At 71.1% G+C, this 816-nt stretch carries 2 protein-coding genes; one reads left to right on the plus strand and one right to left on the minus strand.

Features of this window, described 5'->3' with window-relative positions:
• On the minus strand, positions 1–197 hold a 197-nt coding region (locus AC5LSR_RS22715), incomplete at its 3' end, for a hypothetical protein (protein WP_493468981.1).
• A gap of 203 nt (positions 198–400) precedes the next feature.
• On the opposite strand from AC5LSR_RS22715, the gene AC5LSR_RS22720 reads away from it, so the two are divergent.
• The coding region (locus AC5LSR_RS22720) for a TetR/AcrR family transcriptional regulator C-terminal domain-containing protein (RefSeq protein ID WP_493468982.1) at positions 401–816 on the plus strand (416 nt) is incomplete at its 3' end.

The following is an 816-nucleotide window of genomic DNA, read 5'->3' on the forward strand; positions in this document are numbered from 1 at the left end:
TCGGCCTCGGCGGGCCGGTAGACCCGCACCGGCACGTCCCGCGCGTCCGGGCCGTCGGTGATCTTGACGTGCGTGTCGGTCGCCCGGACGCGGTCGGCCGTGGGGTGCAGCCGGCCCAGCCGGGGGCGGCTGGGCGGGTTCACGAGATGGTCGCGCAGCTGCGGGTCGACCCGGTCCTCCAACGGTACGGACGTCACGATGCTTTCCTCACCATGTCGGAAACCATGCCGAACTTCACCGCGTCGCGCTTCACCGTGGCGGGCGGCGGGGGAGGGCTCGCCAGCGGCGGGGCTTCGGCGGTGGAGCGTAACTTTGACGCAGTGGACGCTACATTGAACGGTCGGGTTCATTCGGCACCCTGCCCGACGACGGCGCTGATCTCGCCGGTGACCTCTCCCGGGTGGCCTGCGAGGTCATCGACTGCCAGCTCACCGGGGAGGGCTGGATTCTTCAGCGGCTGATGTACGCCGAGGCCGGCCGGTTCCCCGACCTCTTCGACGAAGCGCTCGCGCACGGAGGGTCACGGGTGCGCGGCGCCCTCGCCGGCCGCCTCGCCCGCCTGTCCAACCGCGGCCACCTCGACGTCGACGGGCCCGACACCGCCGCCGCGCGCTTCCTCGCCCTCGTCTCGGGAGACCTCCCCGAACTCTCCGCGCTCGGCACCAGCGAGGTCACCGACGCCGAGCTGCGTACGGCCATCGCCGCCGACGTCAACACCTTCCTACGCGCCTTCGCTCCCACCCGCCACCTAGATCATCCACCACAACCTCCGACACGCCGACAAACCCGGGAGGTTGTGGTGGGAGATCGACATGT

It is taken from the genome of Protofrankia sp. CiP1_Cm_nod4 (genome assembly GCF_982290645.1).